Below are 463 nucleotides of genomic sequence, written 5' to 3'. Positions count from 1 at the left end.
GCCCCCAACTGACCTTCACCGACCGGAACGTGGTCGCGGGGCAGACGTACTCCTACCGGATCACGGCGACCGACGGCGCGGGCAACACCAGTGCGCTCTCCCCCGCCGCCGCGGTGACGGCGGTCTCCGCCGCCTCCCCGTACCAGGAGCGGGTTCTGGCCGACGGGGCGGATCTGTACTGGCGTTACGACGAGCCCGGCGGGGTCTTCGCGGCGGACGCCTCGGACAGCCGGAACGGCGGGGTGTACGTGAACACACCGACGTACCGCTCCACGCCCTCGGCCGTCGCCGGTTCGGCCGCGCTCTCGCTGAACGGCAGCGACGAGTACGTGTACAGCGACCGGCTGCACCGCTACACCTCCCCCACCCCGTACTCCATCGAGACGTGGTTCCGTACGACGTCGACGAGCGGCGGGCGGATCGTCGGGTTCGGCAACAACATCGGTACGGCACAGGGCCATAC

General features: G+C 70.4%; 1 pseudogene. It reads left to right on the top strand.

Features of this window, described 5'->3' with window-relative positions:
- Positions 1-463: pseudogene (locus tag V2J85_RS40575) on the top strand (LamG domain-containing protein); the annotation flags it as partial.

The sequence above is a fragment of the Streptomyces bugieae genome, assembly GCF_036352915.1.
In the GTDB taxonomy this organism is placed as follows: domain Bacteria; phylum Actinomycetota; class Actinomycetes; order Streptomycetales; family Streptomycetaceae; genus Streptomyces; species Streptomyces endophytica.
Note: the sequence above shows the minus strand (reverse complement) of the source record. Positions and strands in the feature narration are given on the sequence as shown.